This window comes from Pseudazoarcus sp. NS36 (genome assembly GCF_059703705.1).
This window is the reverse complement of record NZ_BAAKJA010000005.1, coordinates 303,241-322,118: the sequence shown is the minus strand read 5'-3', so window position 1 is coordinate 322,118 and position 18,878 is coordinate 303,241. Positions and strand designations below refer to the sequence as shown.

General features: G+C 65.3%; 19 protein-coding genes. 7 read left to right on the top strand and 12 right to left on the bottom strand.

All coding sequences use genetic code 11. The features are described 5' to 3' along the window. Positions 1–118: 118 nt before the first annotated feature. From AC6H0R_RS10275 to AC6H0R_RS10265, 3 genes are all read left to right on the top strand, one after another. Positions 119–424: a glycosyltransferase gene (locus AC6H0R_RS10275; protein WP_497581267.1), complete on the top strand. Its 306-nt coding sequence runs from the start codon at positions 119–121 to the stop codon at positions 422–424. Between the two features lie 160 nt (positions 425–584). Continuing rightward, positions 585–1,370: a peroxide stress protein YaaA gene (gene yaaA, locus AC6H0R_RS10270; protein WP_497581266.1), complete on the top strand. Its 786-nt coding sequence runs from the start codon at positions 585–587 to the stop codon at positions 1,368–1,370. Between the two features lie 13 nt (positions 1,371–1,383). Next, complete coding sequence (locus AC6H0R_RS10265; RefSeq protein ID WP_497581277.1) at positions 1,384–2,505, top strand: M14 family metallopeptidase; 1,122 nt, start codon at positions 1,384–1,386, stop codon at positions 2,503–2,505. A 44-nt stretch (positions 2,506–2,549) separates the two neighbouring features. Here AC6H0R_RS10265 and AC6H0R_RS10260 read toward each other — a convergent pair whose 3' ends face one another. The 9 genes from AC6H0R_RS10260 to amrB form a co-directional block, all read right to left on the bottom strand. Further along, positions 2,550–3,473 carry a glycosyltransferase family 2 protein gene (locus AC6H0R_RS10260; RefSeq protein WP_497581265.1) on the bottom strand — a complete coding sequence of 308 codons (924 nt, stop codon included), beginning with the start codon at positions 3,471–3,473 and terminating at the stop codon, positions 2,550–2,552. After that, positions 3,470–4,393, bottom strand: coding sequence for a Gfo/Idh/MocA family protein (locus AC6H0R_RS10255; protein WP_497581264.1), 924 nt, complete (start codon positions 4,391–4,393; stop codon positions 3,470–3,472). The genes AC6H0R_RS10260 and AC6H0R_RS10255 overlap by 4 nt, the downstream gene beginning before the upstream one ends. Then, complete coding sequence (locus AC6H0R_RS10250; protein WP_497581263.1) at positions 4,387–4,905, bottom strand: dTDP-4-dehydrorhamnose 3,5-epimerase family protein; 519 nt, start codon at positions 4,903–4,905, stop codon at positions 4,387–4,389. Before AC6H0R_RS10250 ends, AC6H0R_RS10255 begins: the two co-directional genes overlap by 7 nt. Positions 4,906–4,987: 82 nt before the next feature. Then, the gene (serB, locus tag AC6H0R_RS10245) at positions 4,988–5,815 is read right to left on the bottom strand and encodes a phosphoserine phosphatase SerB (protein WP_497581262.1); all 828 of its coding nucleotides are present in this window, start codon (positions 5,813–5,815) and stop codon (positions 4,988–4,990) included. Next, positions 5,812–6,891, bottom strand: a complete 1,080-nt coding sequence (locus tag AC6H0R_RS10240; RefSeq protein WP_497581261.1) for a 3-deoxy-7-phosphoheptulonate synthase — start codon at positions 6,889–6,891, stop codon at positions 5,812–5,814. Before AC6H0R_RS10240 ends, serB begins: the two co-directional genes overlap by 4 nt. A gap of 154 nt (positions 6,892–7,045) precedes the next feature. After that, on the bottom strand, positions 7,046–10,510 hold the full coding sequence (mfd, locus tag AC6H0R_RS10235; RefSeq protein ID WP_497581260.1) for a transcription-repair coupling factor: 3,465 nt from the start codon (positions 10,508–10,510) through the stop codon (positions 7,046–7,048). A 58-nt stretch (positions 10,511–10,568) separates the two neighbouring features. Beyond that, on the bottom strand, positions 10,569–10,742 hold the full coding sequence (locus AC6H0R_RS10230) for a hypothetical protein (protein ID WP_497581259.1): 174 nt from the start codon (positions 10,740–10,742) through the stop codon (positions 10,569–10,571). Further along, complete coding sequence (locus tag AC6H0R_RS10225; RefSeq protein ID WP_497581258.1) at positions 10,729–11,376, bottom strand: dienelactone hydrolase family protein; 648 nt, start codon at positions 11,374–11,376, stop codon at positions 10,729–10,731. The genes AC6H0R_RS10230 and AC6H0R_RS10225 overlap by 14 nt, the downstream gene beginning before the upstream one ends. A gap of 27 nt (positions 11,377–11,403) precedes the next feature. Further along, entirely contained in the window at positions 11,404–12,237 is an 834-nt protein-coding gene (gene amrB / locus AC6H0R_RS10220; RefSeq protein ID WP_497581257.1) for an AmmeMemoRadiSam system protein B, read from the bottom strand. A gap of 146 nt (positions 12,238–12,383) precedes the next feature. Here amrB and ispD point away from each other — a divergent pair, with 146 nt between their 5' ends. Genes ispD through thpR form a run of 3 tightly spaced genes read left to right on the top strand, consistent with a single transcriptional unit; the run spans position 12,384 to position 14,120 of the window. Further along, a complete protein-coding gene (ispD, locus tag AC6H0R_RS10215; protein ID WP_497581256.1) occupies positions 12,384–13,097 on the top strand; it encodes a 2-C-methyl-D-erythritol 4-phosphate cytidylyltransferase in 714 nt (237 codons plus the stop codon). Next, positions 13,094–13,582 (top strand): 2-C-methyl-D-erythritol 2,4-cyclodiphosphate synthase, encoded by a 489-nt coding sequence (gene ispF, locus AC6H0R_RS10210; RefSeq protein WP_497581255.1) that lies wholly within the window; start codon positions 13,094–13,096, stop codon positions 13,580–13,582. The genes ispD and ispF overlap by 4 nt, the downstream gene beginning before the upstream one ends. Beyond that, positions 13,572–14,120 (top strand): RNA 2',3'-cyclic phosphodiesterase, encoded by a 549-nt coding sequence (gene thpR, locus AC6H0R_RS10205; protein ID WP_497581254.1) that lies wholly within the window; start codon positions 13,572–13,574, stop codon positions 14,118–14,120. Before ispF ends, thpR begins: the two co-directional genes overlap by 11 nt. 51 nt (positions 14,121–14,171) lie before the next feature. Here thpR and AC6H0R_RS10200 read toward each other — a convergent pair whose 3' ends face one another. From AC6H0R_RS10200 to AC6H0R_RS10190, 3 genes are all read right to left on the bottom strand, one after another. Further along, on the bottom strand, positions 14,172–14,600 hold the full coding sequence (locus AC6H0R_RS10200) for a host attachment protein (protein WP_497581253.1): 429 nt from the start codon (positions 14,598–14,600) through the stop codon (positions 14,172–14,174). Between the two features lie 294 nt (positions 14,601–14,894). Beyond that, entirely contained in the window at positions 14,895–15,686 is a 792-nt protein-coding gene (locus tag AC6H0R_RS10195; protein WP_497581252.1) for a M90 family metallopeptidase, read from the bottom strand. After that, entirely contained in the window at positions 15,679–16,569 is an 891-nt protein-coding gene (locus AC6H0R_RS10190) for a DMT family transporter (protein ID WP_497581251.1), read from the bottom strand. Before AC6H0R_RS10190 ends, AC6H0R_RS10195 begins: the two co-directional genes overlap by 8 nt. 105 nt (positions 16,570–16,674) lie before the next feature. On the opposite strand from AC6H0R_RS10190, the gene AC6H0R_RS10185 reads away from it, so the two are divergent. After that, positions 16,675–18,876, top strand: coding sequence for a RelA/SpoT family protein (locus AC6H0R_RS10185; RefSeq protein WP_497581250.1), 2,202 nt, complete (start codon positions 16,675–16,677; stop codon positions 18,874–18,876). Positions 18,877–18,878: the final 2 nt, after the last annotated feature.

Here is an 18,878-nt window from a genome sequence, read left to right as displayed (position 1 = left end):
GGAGTTTGCCGCCAACTGGCGCGCCGGGAAGCAGCAACAAAAGGAAGAAACACTCATCTCAACCCCAGGGCCTACTAAGTAGGCAGCGGTACTAAAACTGGGGGCAGGTCACATCGATGTGCTCGTCAGCCTCGCTGGCGGCTCGGTAATGTATGAAGCGATGGCATCCGGGAAGGCGGTCCTGTCGGCGGGCTTTACCTCGCCGAGCAACTCCGTGCATGTACGTAATGGCGAGACGGGGCTGGTCATCGCTTCACGAACACCAGAAGCGTTGGCGAATGCCTGCAGGCAATTGCTTGATGAACACACGCGTCAGCGCCTGGGACGCAACGCCGAGCGTTGGGCCAGAAGCTGTTTCGCGCATGACGCCTTGGCCCGCAAAACCGAGGAGGTGTACTCGGCAGTTCTTGATGGCAGAGCCTGAAAGCCTCAGTGCTTGCGGGGTGGTTCTCAATGGCTACACCTTAGCTTCAAGGAAGCGAAGGAGTTGCGGTCGCAGCCTGCGTTTTTCCGGTCCGACTTGCCCGTCCGCATGACCCCGCCGTTTGTTACCATCGCCCAATGTCCAAACCCCACGCAGCCCGATGATCTTCGTCCTTTCCCCCGCCAAAGCGCTCGACTACGAAACCCCGCCGACCGTCGCCAAGCACACCCAGCCTGAGCACCTCGATGCTTCCGCAGAACTGATCGAGCTCCTGCGCGAGCTGTCGCCGCAGGAAGTCAGCAAGCTCATGAGTCTCTCGGATCAGTTGGCCACGCTGAATGTGGCGCGCTATCAGGAGTGGTCACAGCCGTTCTCGCCGGACAACGCCAAGCAGGCGGTGCTGGCCTTCAACGGGGATGTTTACGAAGGCTTGGATGCACCTTCACTGGACGCAAAGAATCTGGACTGGGCACAGCAGCATCTGCGCATTCTGTCGGGCCTGTACGGCGTGCTGCGGCCGCTGGATCTGATGCAGGCCTACCGGCTGGAAATGGGCACGAAGCTTCAGACTCCGGCCGGCAACACGCTGTATGCGTGGTGGGGCGAGCGCATCACCGAGGCGCTGAATCAGGTCGTCGCCGAGCGCGAGAAGGCGGGCGAGTCGGCGGTGCTGGTGAATCTTGCGTCCGACGAGTACTTCAAGTCGGTCAAGCCCGCCAAGCTCAAGGCGCGCATCGTGACGCCGGTGTTCCAGGACTGGAAGAACGGGCAGTACAAGATCATCAGCTTTTACGCCAAACGGGCGCGCGGCCTGATGGCGCGGTACGCCATCACCAAGCGCATTACCGATGTGGACGGTCTCAAACATTTCGATGCCGAGGGCTATGCCTTTGTGCCGGACGTGTCGGATGCCGACCGGCTGGTGTTCCGTCGGCGGGCAGACTGACATGAGCAAAGTGCTGCGCATCGTCAGCGGCTTCGACTCGGGCAGTGTCGAAGTCGTCGATCTGACCGACCCGGCCAACATCCGCCTGCGTCTGCGTAATGACAACGCGGCCGACATCCGTCAGTGGTTCCACTTCCGTCTGCTTGGTGCAGCTGGACAGCCGGTGCGCATGGTGTTCGAGAACGCGTCGACAGCGACCTACCCGGACGGCTGGACGGATTATCGGGCGGTGGCGTCGTACGACCGGCAGGACTGGTTTCGCGTGCCGAGTCGCTACGAGAACGGTCAGCTCATCATCGAACACACGCCGGAGCAGGGCAGTGTGTTCTACGCGTATTTCGAGCCGTATTCACACGAGCGCCATCTGGACTTCGTGGCGCGCGCATCACAGTCGCCCTTTGCCACGCTTGACAGCATTGGCAGCACAGTGCAGGGGCGTGAGCTCGACCGCCTGATGATCGGTGAGCCGCAGCCTGGCCGTATGCCGATCTGGGTAATCGCCCGCCAGCATCCGGGCGAGACCATGGCGGAATGGTTTGTCGAGGGCTTCGTGAACCGACTGCTGGACGCCTCCGACCCGGTGGCACGCTGCATTCGTGAGCACGCCGTCGTGTATGTGGTGCCCAACATGAACCCGGACGGCGCGGTGCTGGGCAACCTGCGCACCAACGCCGCAGGGCGCAACCTGAACCGCGAATGGCTGGCGCCCGATGCTGACGCCAGCCCCGAGGTCTTTCTGGTGCGCCGCGAGATGGAGCGTACCGGCTGCAATCTGTTTCTCGACATCCACGGCGATGAATCGCTGCCCTATGTGTTCTTCTCCACTGCGGACGATGTTCCGGGCCTGCCGCCCGAACTGGCAGTGCAACAGGCGCGCTTCATTGCCGCCGTGCAGGCCGCGAGCCCCGATTTCCAGACCGAATATGGCTACGAGAACGGTCGCTTTCGCGAAGATGTGCTCAAGCTCGCCAGCAAGTGGGTGGCACATCACTTCCACTGCCTGTCATTGACGCTGGAGATGCCTTTCAAGGACAACGCCAATCTGCCCGACGCGCGTGCAGGTTGGAGCGGTGCGCGCAGCATGCGGCTGGGGGAGTCGATGTTGGGGGCGGTGCTGGAACATCTTCAAGGCTGAACCGGCGTCGCCAGTCTGCAGCGGCCTGGATAGCCGCCGATGCTTCAGCCAGCCAGCAGCCGGGCGATACGCCGGATCGGGCGGGCGAGTTTTCTGAGCGGTCGTGTGCTGGTGTTGTCGAGCCACGCCTCCAGCTTCCGGATGTGGCTGCGAACGGCCTGGCGTTGCGCCTCAAGCTGCGTCTGTTGTTCCGGCGCCAGACCGTAGCTCAGCGTCAACTCTGCGAGCGGGGCAAATGCGCCCTCAATGAGCGCGCAGCGTTGCTGTGCATCGCGTATGCGCGGCCACCACACTGCCAGCTCGGCAATACGTTCGGGGTTCGACCAATCGCGCCGGTGAACGGAAGCAAGATGGCACAGAGTCGGCCATTTCAATGAGGTGTAGCGGCACCAGGGTTGATCCAGGAACTGCAGCCAGAAATGCAGATCGGTGTTGAAGCCGGACGGTGCCGGGAACCAGCCGCGCGGGAGGCGTCGGTAAGCGTCGAGCGTGTGGCCGCCGCTGGCGAGTCCGAAACCGGCGCGGAGCTGGCGCATGCGTTTGATCTGATCGGGCAGGCGGGCATCGTACATGCGTGTTGCGGTGCTGCCGTCCGGGTTGATGTCGATCTGCATGGTGTGCGCGAGATCGTGCTGATCAAGCATGGAAGCCATGCGCTCAAGGTGTTCCGGAAACCATAGGTCGTCGTCCGACTGGTAACAGATGTAGCGCCCACGGGCCTCTTGCAGCGCCGCATGGCGTAGCGCTTCGCCGTGGCGCTCGCCCTTCGGGTTGTCGAAGAAGCGGATCCTCGCGTCGCGCGCCATCAGATCTGCGACCACTTCGCGTGTGCGCTCCGGTACGCCGTCGCCGACAATGAATATCTCGAAATCCTGACGTGTCTGCCATTGCACGCTGGCCACCGAATACCACAGGGTGTCGGCATGGTCATGCGTCGGAATGAGCACGGTGAAGGCTGGTGTACTCATGCGTCCAGCCCCGCCAGGTGGCGCAGCTCGGCAATCCGCTCGACGATCAACAGCCCTTCAGCGGCGCTGCTTTGGGGCGGCGGCGCGTTCCCGCGCACATGGCTGACGAACGCCTCCAGCTCCTTGTACAGCGGCATGTCCTGCGCGACCGGTCGAGGATCGGGCGGCGGTGGCGCTGTCCGGGTGCTTGCGCCCTCGGTGCGCTGTACCACGACGGCTTCGTCATAGGCATCACTGATGCTGGCCACCCCGTCGCGGCAGCGCACTTCGATGGAACGGCTGTGGGTGGGGGAGCGGATGCCGACTTCGCTGGTCATCCACACGCCGTCCGACTGCAGGAACGCTGTGAGGCCGATCAGCGCGTCCGCACGCGTTTCTGCGAAGGCCGCCTGCGCTGTGGGCACGAAACCGAGGATTTCCAGTGCGATGCTCAGATCGTGTGGCAGCAGGATCCAGTCCATGCTTACATCGTCATGCGGGCATTGCCATTGCACGCGGCGCGTCTTGATGCCCAGTATAGGCCCGAGTTCGCCGGAACGCGCGATGTCGCGCAGCTTCAGGATGCCTGCGTGATAGCGCCACTTGTCCATCACGAAGATGCGTTCGCCAGCGAGCTCGACCAGACGGCGCGCTGCGGCTACGTCCGCTGTGAGCGGCTTCTCGCAGAAGACCGGCTTGCGGGTGGCGATCAGCGTTTCGAGAACCTGGGCATGCAGCACCGTGGGTACGGCCACGACATAGCCATCTGCTTCCGGCAGGGCATCGAGCGTGGACACGATGAGATCGGCCTTGCCGGCCACTGCATTGGCGTGACTGTGCTCGCCCGGTGCGACCACGCTGACGTTGGCGCCGAGGGTCTTGAGGTCACGCAGGATGTATTTGCCCCATCTGCCACAGCCGATCAGTCCGATTTTCACCACGGGAGATCCTCCCGCTGGCGCAATTGGGTGAGCAGGGTTTCGAGTGAATGAGCCTGTTGGTCGCGTGCAGACAGGATCGGATTGCGCTCAGGCCAGTCGAGCCCGAGGCCAGGGTCGTTCCACATGCAGCCAAGCTCGTCCAGTACCGGGTCCCAGTAGTGCGTGACCGAATACAGCATCTCGGAGGGTTCGGAAAAGTAGAAGCCATGCGCCATCCCGACCGGGACGGTGACCAGGGTCAGATCGTCACCGCGCAGCTCGACAATGTGTGACTCCATGAATCCGGGTGTGCCTTCGCGCAGGTCGCACAGCCCCAGATGCATGGTGCCGCGCAGCACCAGCAGGTAGTCGACGTGATGCACATGGACGTGCACGCCCCGCAGGACGTGCGGGCGGGAGCGTACGAAATTCCATTGCACGGGCGGCAGGTCGTCTCCCAGCCATTCGTTGCGGAAGACCTCGGTCAGCACGCCACGCTCATCGCCGTGACTGTTCAGTTTGCGAAAGCTCACAGGGGGTGGAGCAGTAGGCATGGGGCCGTCCGGTGGGGGCAGTGACGCACGGTTTGAGTTGTACCGTACGGCGGAGCTGCGTTCAATCGAGCAGATGGAGGATTCCGTCGAGCCCAGCATGGTCGATGCACACGTCCGCGACCGAGCGCAGCGTGGGTTTGGCGCGGTAGGCCACGGCGAGGCCAGCTTCGCGCAGCATGAGCAGATCGTTGGCACCGTCGCCGATGGCGATGGTTTGCTCCTGCGCCAGCCCCAGTCGATGGCGCGCATCGCGCAGCACGGCGGCCTTGGCCGCGGCGTCGATGATGGGGCCGGTGATGCTGCCGGTAAGCTTGCCGTTGGCAACTTCCAGGGCGTTGGCGTGGGCGGCGTCGAAACCCAGCCGGGCTTTCAGACGCTCCGTGAAGTAGGTGAAACCGCCGGACACCAGCACGGTGTGGAGGCCGGCCGTCTTGAGTGCGGTGATCAGCGTTGCGGCGCCCGGGTTGAGGTGCAGGCGCTGCTCATATACCTCGGCCAGTGCACTTTCCGGCAGGCCTTCCAGCTGCGCAACGCGGCGCGTCAGCGACTCGGCAAAGTCGATCTCGCCGCGCATGGCGGCTTCGGTGATGCGCGAGACCTCGTGTTTTCGGCCGGCCAGATCGGCCACTTCGTCGATGCACTCGATGTCGATCAGGGTCGAGTCCATGTCGGTGACGAACAGGCCGTAGTCGGCGAGTTTGCGTCCCAGTGTGGCGCTGCAGTCCAGCCCGAGGTCGCGGCACAGCGCGGCCAGTTGCAGGGTGTGATGGGCGTTGTCGAGCCGGCTGGCCTGCGGGCCGAGCGCCGTGACGGCGATGGCGCCGGCGGCGGTGCGCAGGGCCTGCAGCGTGTCGGGTGCCAGCGACGCGCCCTGCACGACAAGGTTCATCCCAGGCGGCTCCGCAGGGCACCGGATTCGGACAGCACGCGATGCGCGTCGCGCAGCATGGCCTCGGTGGCGTCCCAGTCGACACAGCCGTCGGTGACCGAACAGCCGTACTTGAGTTGCGACAGGTCGGCAGGGATGGACTGGTTGCCGGCCTCGATGAAGCTCTCAACCATGGTGCCAACGATGGAACGATTGCCCTCGCGGATCTGATTGACCACGTCCTTCATCACCAGCGGCTGCAGCTCGGGCTTCTTCCACGAGTTGGCGTGCGAGCAATCAACGACGATGTTCTGCGGCAATTTGGCTTTCTCAAGCGCCTGCTCGGCCAGCTTGATGGAAACCGAATCGTAGTTCGGCCGTCCCCCGCCGCCGCGCAGCACGACGTGGCCATAGCGGTTGCCGCGCGTGCGCACGACGCTGGTCACGCCGCGGCCGTTGATGCCGAGGAAGCTGTGCGGGTGCGAGGCGGACAGAATGGCGTTGGTGGCCACCGAAAGATCGCCGTCGGTGGCGTTCTTGAAGCCGACCGGGGTCGACAGGCCGGACGACATCTCGCGGTGGGTCTGCGACTCCGACGTGCGTGCGCCGATGGCCGTCCACGCGATCAGGTCGCCGTAGTACTGCGGTGCGATCGGGTCCAGCGCCTCGGTGGCGGCGGGCAGACCGATTTCGTTGATGTCGAGCAGGAAGCGGCGCGCCTTCTCCATGCCTTCGTCGATGCGGAAGGAGTCGTCCATGTACGGATCGTTGATGTAGCCCTTCCAGCCTACCGAGGTGCGCGGCTTCTCGAAATACACGCGCATCACGATCAGCATGGTGTCGGCGACTTCGTCTGCGACCTTCTTGAGCCGTCGCGCGTAGTCCAGACCGGCGACCGGGTCATGGATCGAGCACGGGCCGATGACCACGAACAGGCGCGGATCCTTGCGGTCGAGGATGTCACCCAGTGCGCGCCGGCTGGCCACGACGGTCTGCGCCGCGCGCTCGCTGAGCGGCACGCGCGCGATGATTTCCTCGGGGGAGGGCATCGGGTCGAAGGCGGCGATGTTGAGGTTTTCGGTCTGGGCTGCGGACATGCGGGTTCCCGGTTTCATGTGGGGCAGGGGGCGCATTGTAACGCGGGGGCCACGGGCGGGTCGGGCGCGGACGCAACAGTGCAATGCAATCCTAGTTGCCGGCGCAGAAAAGCAAAAATTGATTGCTCGGATGAAATGAATAGGTGTGCGCTATTCAGGCCTTGACCGATTCAAGCAGCAGCCGCACCGCCGCGGCGCGCATGCGCAGCTCGGGTAGCGCGATCTTCTGTACCAGCTTGTCCTGGCCGGCCATGCGGGTGTTGCGATCCTTCTGGATCAGCATGATGACCTTGGCCGGATCGATGGGCGCCTCGGGGCCGAACTGCACGCTGATCTGGTGTTCCGAGGCATCAAGCTTCTGGATGTTCCAGGGCTTCATCTGGATACGCAGGCGGTGGGTTTCAAGCAACGCCTGGGTTTGCTCGGGCATGTCGCCGAAGCGGTCGATGAGCTCTTCCTGCAGGTCGCGCAGATCGTTCTCGGTGTCGCAGTTGGCCAGCCGCTTGTACAGCGTCAGGCGCTCCTGCACATCCGGGCAGTAGGCGTTGGTCAGCAGGGCTGGCGTGTGCAGGTTGATTTCCGTCACGACATCCAGCGGATCGGCCAGATTGGGTTCCTTGCCGGCCTGCAGGTCGCGCACGGCGCGCTTGAGCATCTCGCTGTAGAGCGAGAAACCGATCTGCTGCATCTCGCCCGACTGGTTCTCGCCCAGCACTTCGCCTGCGCCACGGATTTCGAGGTCGTGCATGGCCAGATAGAAGCCCGAGCCGAGTTCTTCCATGGCGGTGATGGCTTCCAGCCGCTTCTTGGCCAGCGCCGAGGGCTTGGCGTCGGAATCCGTCAGCAGGTAGGCGTAGGCCTGGTGGTGGCTGCGCCCGACGCGGCCACGCAGCTGGTGCAGCTGCGCCAGACCGAAGCGGTCGGCACGGTTGATGATGATGGTGTTGGCGCTCGGGATGTCGATACCGGTCTCGATGATCGTCGTGCACAGCAGCAGATTGGTGCGCTGCTGCGTGAACTCGCGCATCACGCGTTCCAGTTCGCGCTCGGGCAACTGCCCGTGGCCGACCGAGATGCGCGCCTCGGGGATCAGCTCGTTGAGCTTCTGGCGCATGTTCTCGATGGTGTCGACTTCGTTGTGCAGGAAGTACACCTGCCCGCCGCGCTTGAATTCGCGCATCACCGCCTCGCGCACGATGCCCTTGCTGTGGGCATGCACGAAGGTCTTGATGGCCAGCCGCTTCTGCGGCGCGGTGGCGATGATCGAGAAGTCGCGCAGGCCTTCCAGCGCCAGCCCCAGCGTGCGCGGGATCGGTGTGGCAGTCAGCGTGAGCACGTCCACCTCGGCGCGCATGCGCTTCATGGCCTCCTTCTGGCGCACGCCGAAGCGATGCTCCTCGTCGATGATGACCAGCCCGAGCCGCTTGAACTTGACGTCCTTCTGCAGCAGCCGGTGGGTGCCGATGATGATGTCGACCTTGCCTTCACCGAGTTGCGCCAGCGCTTCGTTCTGCTCCTTGGCGGACTTGAAGCGTGACAGCTCGGCGACCTTCACCGGCCAGTCGGCAAAGCGGTCGGCAAAGGTCTGGTAGTGCTGCTCGGCCAGCAGCGTGGTCGGTGCCAGCACCACCACCTGCATGTTGCCGGCTACGGCCACGAAGGCGGCGCGCAAGGCGACTTCGGTCTTGCCGAAGCCCACGTCGCCGCATACCAGGCGGTCCATCGGCCGGCCGGACTTCATGTCGGTCACGACCGAGTCGATGGCCGCCTGCTGATCGGGCGTGGTCTCGAAGCCAAAGCCTTCGGCGAAGGCTTCCAGATCGTGCTGGCGGAAGTCGAAGCGATGGCCGGGGCGCGACTCGCGCTGGGCGTACAGCGCCAGCAGCTCGGCGGCGGTGTCGCGGATCTGGATTGCGGCCTTGCGCTTGGCCTTTTCCCACTGGCCGGAGCCCAGCCGGTGCGGGGCGACGGCTTCCGGGTCGGCGCCGGCGTAGCGCGAGATCAGGTGCAGTTGCGATACCGGTACATAGAGCTTGTCGCCGCTGGCGTACTCGAGGTGCAGGAATTCGGTGTCGCCTTCGCCCAGATCCATGTGAATCAGGCCGACGTAGCGGCCGATGCCGTGCGAGGCGTGCACCACCGGATCACCCGGCTTGAGCTCGGACAGGTCGCGCAGCCAGCCTTCGACGCTGGCGGCCTTGCGGTTGCCGCGCCGGCCGCGCGTGCGGGCGGTGGCAGCGTACAACTCGGCTTCGGTGACGATGGCGAGTCTGGCTTGCGGCAGCGTGAAGCCATTGAGCAGCGGCGAGACGCCCAACGCAAAGGCCTCGTCGGCGGCGAGGAAGCCGGCGAAATCGGCACTCGCTGCGGGCTTGAGGCCGTACTCCGCGAGGTATTCCGCCATGGTCTCGCGCCGGCCCGGCGATTCGGCCAGCAGCAGCACGCGCCCGCCGGACATCGCCCAGTCGCCGGCCAGCAGGTCCTTGAGCTTGTGCAGCGGGTCGGTGGCCTTGCGCTCGACGGCGACCTCGGGTGGTGCTTCGGAGGCGCGTAGCGCGTCGTCTGCCGCGTTTTCGTTGGCCGGAATCGACAGGCCGGGCAGGCTCTTCAGCGCCGTGAAAAACTCTTCCTGACCGAGGAACAGCGCGGCCGGCTTCATCACCGGGCGGCTGCGGTCGCCGGCGTGGAAGTCGTAGCGCTGGCGCGCGTCGCGCCAGAACTCGTCGATGGCGGCCGGCACGTCGTGGTGCAGCATCACCACCGCGTCGTCGGGCAGGTAGTCGAGCAGCGTTGCGGTTTCGTCGTGGAACAGCGGCAGGAAATATTCGATACCGGCCGGTGCAATGCCGTTGGAAACGTCCTTGTAGAGCTGCACGCGCGAGGGGTCACCCTCGAAAGTCTCGCGGAAGCGGCTGCGGAAGGCGGTGCGCGCCTTCTCGTCCAGCGGGAATTCGCGCGCCGGCAGCAGTCGGATCTCCGGCACGGGGTACACCGTGCGCTGGGTGTCGGGGTCGAAGGTCTTGATGCTCTCGATTTCGTCGTCGAAGAGATCAATGCGCAGCGGCAGGCTGGAGCCCATCGGATACAGGTCGATCAGGCCTCCGCGTACCGAGAACTCGCCGGGGCTGACCACCTGCGTGACGTGGGCGTAGCCGGCAGTGGCCATCTGGTTGCGCAGCTTGTCCACATCCAGCCGCTCGCCCTGCTTGAGAAAGAAGGTGTAGGCGGCCAGAAAGCTCGGCGGCGCCATGCGGTACAACGCCGTGGAGGCCGGCACGATCACCACGTCGGCCTCGCCACGTGTGAGCGAATACAGCGTGGCCAGCCGCTCGGAGATCAGGTCCTGGTGTGGCGAGAAGCTGTCGTAGGGCAGCGTTTCCCAGTCCGGGAACAGATGCGCGCGCAGATCCGGTGCGACCCACGCCAGCTCGTCATGCAGGCGTTGCGCTTCGGGCGGGTTGGCGCAGATCAGCAACAGGGTGCGACCGCGCGCAGCGAAATGCGCCACCGCCAGCGCGTCGGACGAGCCGGCGAGCAGGGGCAGGGTGTGGCGCACGCCGGCCTTCGGAAACGACAGGGCAGCGAGCTCGGGCAGCAGCGATTCGGGCTTGAGCGACATCAGCGGGGACTGGGCGAGGCGGAGAGCAAGCCGCGGATTATAGGCGAAGCGAGGCTTCTCAGCGGGGTGTGACCAGCTTCCAGCGTGACAGCCAGGGGTGGCCGGCGATCTCGCAGCCCCGTTCGGAGAGCCAGTCGCCGACGCGGCGCTTGGCGTCTTTGCCGGCGGTGTGGGGCGTGAACGGCAGCAGGAGGAGGATCAGCAGCAGGCCGGTGCGATCAGCCTTGTCCATCATCCGGCGCGGGCTCGACATCGCGCCAGTGGGCAATCCATTCCAGCGACAGGGTGGCGGCGTGCCGCGGTGCATCTTCGGCTGACAGGCGTTGCAGGTCGTGCTCGGCCGACAGCTCGGCCTGGGCGCGTTTGATGATGGGCAGCGCCGGATCGTCCTCGGCCACGATGATGCGTGTCGGCGCGATCAGCCGGGCGAGCGGTTCGACGCCGGCCAGATCCATGCGTCCGCCCAGACAGACGATGGCGCGAAAGATGTCCGGTGAGCGGCTCGCGGCCCGCACGGCGGCGCCGCAGGCGGTGCCGCGCGCAATCAGGAACAGGGGCAGGGCCTTGAGGCCCGGTTGATGGGCCGACCATTCGGCCGCCGCCAGGACACGGGTGGCCAGCAGCGGGATGTTGAAGGGCGCATCCGGGTCACGCTCGGCTTCGGCCTCGGTGAGCAGATCGAGCAACAGGCTGGCAAAGCCGTGGTGGTGCAGCGCGTCGATCAGCCCCGGCGCTTCGGGCGGCTCATGGGCGTCGTCTGCGCCGATCACGATGACCAGCCCCCGGACCGCCGGCGAATGGTGCAGGCGCGCCAGCAACCATTGGCCGTCGGCCGGCAGTGCGATGTGTGAATCGCGCAGTTTCACGTGGCAGTCCTCGGCAGATGCGTGACGTCAGTGCCTCAGAGCATGCACGGATTCGGACGGAAACTCCACGAAGGCGACGCTGGCATAACCCACCACCCGGCAGCGATCACCGGCGGTGTCGCCCGAGTTGCGCAGATCGAGCAGATAGGGCTCCAGCCCGCGCCGCGTCGCGAGGGTGAGCAGGCCGTTGAGTGCGTGCGCGCCGCAGGCCTGGTCACCATGCAGGCAGGGGCGCAGATCGAGCATCTGACGTGCGGTGGAGCGGTCGAGTGCGCGTGAGTCGTCGTAACCGAGGTAATGCGACAGGTCTGAACTGACGACGATCAGGGTTTCCGGCCCGCCCCACAGGATGTCGAGCAGGTCGGCGACATCCTCGGGCGGCAATTTGCCGACCAGCAGCGGGACGATCTCGAAATCGTCGAGCATGGTCTGCAAAAAGGGAAGCTGGACTTCGAGGCAATGCTCCTGCGCATGCGGGCGATCATCGACGCTGATGTCGGGCAGCGTCTGCAGCATGGTGGTGGTGCGCAGGTCGACCGGAACCACCCCCAGCGGTGTGGCAAAACCCTGAGCCGTGGGCAGCACGCAACCGCGCACGACCATGCGATGTGCCGGGCCAAGCAGCACCACGCGGCGGACCTGTTTGCGCAGCATCTGCACGGGCGCATAGCCATTGGCGGCGATCATGCCCGAATAGATGTAGCCGGCATGCGGCACCACGACCGCCTTGGGTGGCGTGGTGAGCTCCTCGGCCGGCATTGCGGCGGTCAGCATTTCGTTGATCTGGTTGCGCAGCAGCTCGGGGTCCGACGGATAGAAATGCCCGGCAACGGCCGCCGGGCGTATCAGGGCGATGGCCATGGCTCTCCTTGCTCAAGCAGGGTTTCAGGTGCGGCAAATGTCCAGGGTGAAAATCATTATAGGAAGTCGTCGCAGCATTGCTGCGGGCCTGCGGCACAGCGTCGCAATTCGCTGCGCACACGGCGGCCTGCATTAGAATCCGCGGCATGCAACACACCTCCGCTCGCCATTTCGCCCTCGTTCCTGCTGCCGGCAGCGGCAGCCGCATGGGTGCCGAACGTCCCAAGCAATACCTGCCGCTGGCCGGCCGCCCGCTGATCGCGCACACGCTCGAAGCGCTGTGCGCAGTGGACGCCATCGACAAGGTCTTCGTCGTGTTGTCGGTGAATGACCCGGAGTGGGGCAGCCACGACTGGTCGGTGCTCGGCCCCAAGCTGGTGCCCTTGTTCTGCGGCGGCGCCACGCGTGCGGCCAGCGTGCTCGGCGGCCTGCGTGCGATTGCCGGCGAGGTCGAACAGCACGACTGGGTACTGGTGCATGACGCAGCGCGCCCGTGCATCGCGCCCTGGCATGTGGACAAGCTGATTGCCGAACTGGCTGGCGACGAAGTGGGTGGCTTGCTGGCCGTGCCGGTGGCCGATACGCTCAAACGCGGCGACGGGCAGGGGCGTGTGGTCCAGACCGTGTCGCGGGAGGCACTGTGGCAGGCGCAGACGCCGCAGATGTTCCGCTACGTGATGCTGCGCCGGGCGCTGGAAGACGCGCACGACGTCACCGATGAAGCCAGCGCCATCGAGGCCGCCGGCCTGCATCCGAAACTGGTGCAGGGCGACGCCACCAATCTGAAAGTGACCTGGCCGGTGGATCTGCATCTGGCCGAATGGATACTCGCCAGCCGGCGCGAGGGAGAAGGGCAATGACGAATCTGCGCATCGGTCAGGGCTTCGACGTGCACGCGCTGGTGCCGGGGCGGCCGCTGATCATCGGCGGCGTGACCATCCCGTTTCCGCAAGGCCTGCTCGGTCATTCCGACGCGGATGTGCTGCTGCATGCACTGACCGATGCGTTGCTGGGGGCGGCCGGCCTGGGCGACATCGGACGGCTGTTTCCGGATACCGATCCGCAGCACGCCGGCGCCGACAGCCGCGTGCTGCTGCGCGAGGCCTTTGCGCGTGTGCGGGCAGCCGGTTTCGAGGTGGTGAATATCGATGCCACGGTGATCTGCGGTGCGCCGAAGATTCTGCCGCATGCGCCCGCCATGGTGGCCAACATCGCGGCCGATCTGGGCATGGACGCCGCCTGCATCAACATCAAGGGCAAGACCACCGAGAACCTTGGTTTCACCGGTCGTGGCGAAGGCATTGCCGCGCAGGTGGTGGCCTTGCTGGAGTGGCGTGAAGCCTGAGCGCGAAGAGCGCGCGCGGGTCTTCTTCGCGCTGTGGCCGGAAGCGGATGCCGCGTGCTCGCTGCATCGCCTGGCCGATTCGCTGAAACCGCGTTTCGGCGGTCGCGCGATGCGGCTCGAAACCCTGCATCTGACCCTTGCCTTCGTCGGCGGCGTGTCGCGGGCGCGCATTGCCGAGCTGCTTGCGGTTGGCGCAAAGGTGCAGCCGCGTGCTTTCGAGCTGCAACTCGATGTTCTCGGCGAATGGGCCCGCAAGCACATCGTGTGGGCCGGACCAGCCGATGCGCCGGAAGCGCTGTCTGCGTTGGCTGCCGAGCTGCATCAGGAACTTGGCAAGGCCGGTTTTGCGATGGAAATCCGGCCCTTCGTGCCCCACGTCACGCTGCTGCGCAATGCGGCCTGCGAGACGCAGCGTACGCCGCTGGAGCCGGCCGTGCGCCTGCGTGCGGACGGATTCGTACTGGTCGAGTCGAAGTTGCGGGCCTCGGGGGCGCACTACGAGGTGCTGGGGCGCTGGCCTGCCGCTGATCGGGCGTAAACGCAAAAGCGGGGCCGAAGCCCCGCTTGTCAAAGCTGCAGGTTGGTCACGTCAGACGAACATGCAGGATTCCAGCCGTTCGCGGATACGTGGTTCCGGCGACTTGGTGTAGTCCTTTTCGAAGCGATCGGTGATGAGCTGTGCGGTGGGGGTGTCGAGCACCCCGTTCAGCATCCCCATGAAGGACGGCGGCGCGAAGACGATGGCGCGCGCGTAGGCGTTGCTGGTTCTTCCATGGTAGAGCTCGTGCGCCAGTTCCTGCGCGAACACCTTGGCTTCGTGGGCCTTGGGTTCGGTCTGCGGTTGGGCGGCGCCGTGACCGTTCATGCTGCCCGGTCGGTCGGTGACAAGCTCGGAGTTCTTGAAGCGGCTTTCGGGGTGGATCATTTCCTTGACCAGCTTGAGCCCCTTGTTCGGTCCGAGGTGCTCGTACAGCCGTGCAAGGCTGGCATTGGCTACCAAAATCCAGGTGATCGCCATGGGTGTTCCTCCGCTGTTTGCATGTTTCCGTCCGACGGAATCCGGCGGGGCCGGGCGTGACAGGGGGAGCGTCGTACGCCCGCTCCCCCTAGTCAGTTCTGCACGCTTGGCACATGGCCGGTGCAGGGTGCGCTAACCGCGCTCAGGTTCCTTTCGGACTTCCTGTGTTGCCATGGAATAGGCAACGATCCCAGCTTAGACCTCTCGCGTTGGGGGGGCAAAGGTGCTCGGTTCCACATCGCAAAATATGACGACGCCAGCCGCTGTGGTGGCGGAAAAGAATATTTTTGTGACTCAATCTTGCGCCGCGCGGAGGCTGCGAAGACCTTCCTCGCCGACCGCGGGGTCGCTACCAAATAGAACTGAAAGCTGTTTGTAAACAGCAGGATGTGCGCTCTTCAAGGCATTCGGTGCCTCAAAGAATACTTCGGACGCGACGGCAAAGAACTCGGCTGGGTGTTCGCCCGCATAGGGGTCGAGCAGCGTTGGCAGGCCCATCTCGAGTGCGCGGCAGAAGCTGTCGTAGGCACGTGAGAAATCGCACCCCCAGTCGCCTGCAGACATGTCTGCAGGCAGGGGCGGAAAGCCGTCGGCACCGCCGTTGAGCATGTCGAGCTTGTGCGCGAATTCATGGATGACGACGTTTACCAGCCCGTCTTCCTCGGCCTGGGTTTCCCAGGACAGCAGCACCGGGCCGTCCTGCCAGGCCTCGCCCAGCACCTCGTCGTTGAACTCGTGCACCACGCCGTCTTCGTCGACCTGCTGGCGCGGAATCACGATCTCGCCCGGATAGACCACGATGCCGACCCAGCCGCGGTAGGCCTCCAGTCCCACGCGCAGGATCGGCAGGCAGGCCTGCAGCGCGATGGTGAGCATCATCTCGTCGGTGATTTCCAGTCCGTGCGCGCCGTGGAACTCCTTGCCGGCCAGGAAGCCACGGGCAAGATTGCGCAGCCGCGCGCGCTGGCGTGGTTCCAGATAGTCGAGAAAGGGCAGGCGGGCCTCGGCGCGCTGCCACAGCGCCTCGTCAATGTCGGGAGCGGTCTGCTCCGAGTGCCCCAGCCAGCGGCGCAGGCGATCAAACACGGCGGTAGCGGCTGGTCAGCCAGATGCCCGACAGGATCAGGGCCATGCCGGCAAAGTGGAACCAGAAGGGGCGCTCGCCCAGAAAGAGCGCAGCCAGAAGGGTGCCGAACACCGGCATCAGGTGGATGAACAGCGAGCCCTGATTCGGCCCGACGGCGGCCACCCCGGCGTTGTAGAACACGTGGCCGAGAAAGCCGGGAAAGATGCCGACATAGACGATGGCCATGAGCGCCGGCGCAGACATTTTCATGTGCTGTCCGCTGGCCAGTTCCCAGGCGTAGAACGGTGCCAGGGCGGTCAGGCCGACCACGGCGCACACCGCAAACAACAGCATCGGATGAATGGGCGGGCGCCAGTGCAGGCCGACCGTATACAGCCCCCACACCATCACGGCGGCGAGCAACCACAAGTCCCCGCGGTTGAGCGAGAAGGCCAGCAGGGTGTTCAGGTCACCGCGCCCCACGATCATGCCGACCCCGGCCAGCGACACCGCCACGCCGAGTGCTTCGAGCCGGCCGAGCTTGCGCCCGAGCAGAGCGAAGGCCAGCGCGATGGTCATGATCGGGATGACCGAATTGAGAATGGCGGCGTTGGTGGCGGTGGTCGAATGCAGGCCGATGTAGACCAACGTGTTGAAGCCGCCGACGCCGAGCAGACCGAGCACCACCAGCGCCTTCCAGTGTTTTCGCACCAGTGGCCATTGGGTGCGCAGATGCGGCAACGCCAGCGGCGCCACGCAGGCCAGCGCCAGCGTCCAGCGCCAGAAGGCCAGTGCAAAGGGCGGCACGGCCTCGTGCACGCCACGGCCGACGACCATGTTGCCGGACCAGAACAGGGCGGCCAGCGTGAGCAGCAGATAGGGGTTGGAGAGGGTTTTGCGCATCGGAGAGGGCAGGCGGCCGCATGGGCGCCCGATCATCGCATATCGCGCTGCAGCACGCACGGGACCGCGGACTTTGGCGCGGGCGCTTGTGGGATAATCGCGTCCATGGTTTCCGTTACTCACGCCGTATCCGCCGACGCTGCGGCGGCCCCGTTGGAACTGCTCGTCGAAGGGCTTGAGCCCGAGGCGCAAGGTGACATCGACGAGGCGCTGGCGCTTGCCCGCGACATCTATTCCGACGAGGTGCTCGGCACCGGTGAATCGGTATGGACGCACGCGCTGGGCATGGCGCTGATCGTCAGCTCCCTGCGTCTCGATGCCGAAGCGCGCATTGCGGCCATTCTCTTTGCGGTGCCGGTGTACCGCACCGGCAGCCTGGAAAAGGTGGCCGAGCGTTTCGGCGACTCGGTGGCCGGCATTGTCGAAGGCCTGCGCAAGCTCAACGGCCTGCGCGTGCTGACCCGCGTGCAGGGCAGTGGCGAGGCCTCCGACGTGCGTGCGCAGACCGAATCGCTGCGCAAGATGCTGCTGGCCATGGCCGCCGACATTCGCGTGGTGTTGCTGCGCCTGGCTTCGCGCACGCAGACCCTGCGCCATTACGCCGAGCGCAAGTCCGAGGCGCAGGCCGATCTGGCGCGCGAATCGCTGGATATCTACGCGCCGCTGGCCAACCGGCTGGGCGTTGGCCAGCTCAAGTGGGAACTGGAAGACCTGTCCTTCCGCTTCCTCGAACCGGCCACCTACAAGCAGATCGCGCGCAAGCTCGACGAGAAGCGCGCCGAGCGCGAGGCTTTCATCGAGGAGGCCATCACGCTGTTGCGCAACGAGCTGGCGGCGGCCGGCATCGACGGTGAGGTGTACGGCCGGCCCAAGCACATCTACAGCATCTACAACAAGATGCGCTCGAAGAAGCTCAGCTTCGAGCAGGTGTACGACATCCGTGCGGTGCGCGTGCTGGTGCGCAAGGTGAACCACTGCTACAAGGTGCTCGACATCGTGAACCGGCTGTGGGAGCCGATTCCCGAGGAGTACGACGACTACATCAGCAAGCCCAAGGGCAACAACTACCAGTCGCTGCATACCGCTGTGCGCGCCGCGGACGGCCGTGCGCTGGAAGTGCAGATCCGCACCCACGACATGCACCGCCATGCCGAATTCGGCGTGGCCGCGCACTGGCGCTACAAGGAAGGCGGCAGCGCGGGCGAGGAGTACGACGAAAAGATCGCGTTGCTGCGCAGTCTGCTGTCGTGGCGTGACGAAGTGGCCGATTCGTCCGACTGGGTGGCGCAGTCGCGCCGTGCGGCGCTGGACGACACCATCTACCTGCTGACGCCGCAGGGCCGTGTGATCGACCTGGCCAGCGGTGCGACGCCGGTGGACTTCGCCTACCGGCTGCATACCGATCTGGGCAACCGTTGCCGCGGCGCCAAGGTGGACGGCCATCTGGTGCCGCTCAACACGCAGCTCAAGAGTGGTCAGACGGTCGAGATCGTGGCGGCCAAGGAAGGCGGCCCGTCACGCGACTGGCTCAATCCGCAACTCGGTTACACCGCGACCAGCCGCGCCCGCAACAAGATCCGGCAGTACTTCAACCAGCTCGAAGAGTCGGAAATGCTCGCGCGCGGGCGCAGCTTCGTGATCAAGGAACTGCAGCGCGAAGGGCAGACGCAGGCCAACATCGATGACCTGGCCGAGCGGCTCGGCTTCAAGGGGGCGGACGCGCTGTTCGTGGCGGCCGGGCGTGGCGAAGTGGGCGTGCGCGCCATCCAGAACGCGCTGCGCGGCGGTGCTGCCGAGGAAATCCCCGAGGGGGAGGCCGGTATCGTCGTTGGTCGCAGCCGTTCCGGGGATACCGGCGGCAAGGTGTTGATCGTCGGTGTCGGCAAGCTGATGACGTCGCTTGGCCGCTGCTGCAAGCCGGCGCCGCCGGATGCCATCCAGGGTTTTGTCACGCGGGGACGCGGCGTCTCGATCCACCGTGTGGACTGCCCGTCGTTCCAGAATCTCGTCAAGCACGAACCAGAGCGGGTGGTCGAGGCGGAGTGGGGCGACGATGCCTTCAAGGCCGCCCAGTCCCTCTTCCCGGTGGATGTGAGCGTCGAGGCGCAGGACCGTCAGGGTCTGCTGCGCGACATCTCGGATGTGTTGTCACGCGAGAAGATCAACGTCACCGCCGTGAATACGCTGACCAAGAAGGGGCGCGCCTTCATGTGCTTCACCTTCGAGGTTGGCGGGGTCACGCAGATCCAGCACGCCATCCAGCTGATCCGCGAGGTCAGCGGCGTGATCGACGCACGCCGCAAGTAAGT

What these genes read in the sequence shown, in the direction of transcription:
- yaaA (WP_497581266.1), top strand. Translation starts at nt 585, where the DNA reads ATGATCTTCGTCCTTTCCCCCGCCAAAGCGCTCGACTACGAAACCCCG.
- AC6H0R_RS10260 (WP_497581265.1), bottom strand. Translation starts at nt 3,473, where the DNA reads ATGAGTACACCAGCCTTCACCGTGCTCATTCCGACGCATGACCATGCC.
- serB (WP_497581262.1), bottom strand. Translation starts at nt 5,815, where the DNA reads ATGAACCTTGTCGTGCAGGGCGCGTCGCTGGCACCCGACACGCTGCAG.
- AC6H0R_RS10240 (WP_497581261.1), bottom strand. Translation starts at nt 6,891, where the DNA reads ATGTCCGCAGCCCAGACCGAAAACCTCAACATCGCCGCCTTCGACCCG.
- mfd (WP_497581260.1), bottom strand. Translation starts at nt 10,510, where the DNA reads ATGTCGCTCAAGCCCGAATCGCTGCTGCCCGAGCTCGCTGCCCTGTCG.
- AC6H0R_RS10230 (WP_497581259.1), bottom strand. Translation starts at nt 10,742, where the DNA reads ATGGACAAGGCTGATCGCACCGGCCTGCTGCTGATCCTCCTCCTGCTG.
- amrB (WP_497581257.1), bottom strand. Translation starts at nt 12,237, where the DNA reads ATGGCCATCGCCCTGATACGCCCGGCGGCCGTTGCCGGGCATTTCTAT.
- ispD (WP_497581256.1), top strand. Translation starts at nt 12,384, where the DNA reads ATGCAACACACCTCCGCTCGCCATTTCGCCCTCGTTCCTGCTGCCGGC.
- ispF (WP_497581255.1), top strand. Translation starts at nt 13,094, where the DNA reads ATGACGAATCTGCGCATCGGTCAGGGCTTCGACGTGCACGCGCTGGTG.
- AC6H0R_RS10200 (WP_497581253.1), bottom strand. Translation starts at nt 14,600, where the DNA reads ATGGCGATCACCTGGATTTTGGTAGCCAATGCCAGCCTTGCACGGCTG.
- AC6H0R_RS10190 (WP_497581251.1), bottom strand. Translation starts at nt 16,569, where the DNA reads ATGCGCAAAACCCTCTCCAACCCCTATCTGCTGCTCACGCTGGCCGCC.
- AC6H0R_RS10185 (WP_497581250.1), top strand. Translation starts at nt 16,675, where the DNA reads ATGGTTTCCGTTACTCACGCCGTATCCGCCGACGCTGCGGCGGCCCCG.